Here is a 243-nt window from a genome sequence, read left to right as displayed (position 1 = left end):
ATCGGCGGCTGCAAAACTCAGGCGTAAGACGTCATGGTGATCGACCATAGTTTGCAGCGCCTGTTCCAGGCTTGCGGCGCTCAAGGGCTGCCGTGGCTCAAGCAGTACCGACTGGTTCCAGTGGTGACGTGCCGGAATCGCCTGGGCAAAGAACAGCTGGTGTACAGGTAGCAGCTCCTGCTCGCCGCTGAGCGGCCCCTGGTCGGCCTGCGCTTCGCATGCACCGACTTGGGCAACGCTGGC

General features: G+C 63.0%; 1 protein-coding gene. It reads right to left on the bottom strand.

The genetic code is table 11. The features are described 5' to 3' along the window. A partial coding sequence (locus tag SB717_RS38845; RefSeq protein WP_410908589.1) for a condensation domain-containing protein occupies window positions 1-243 on the bottom strand: 243 nt, incomplete at both ends.

It is taken from the genome of Priestia sp. SIMBA_032, from assembly GCF_046535215.1.
Classification (GTDB): domain Bacteria; phylum Bacillota; class Bacilli; order Bacillales; family Bacillaceae_H; genus Priestia; species Priestia aryabhattai.
Note: the sequence above shows the minus strand (reverse complement) of the source record. Positions and strands in the feature narration are given on the sequence as shown.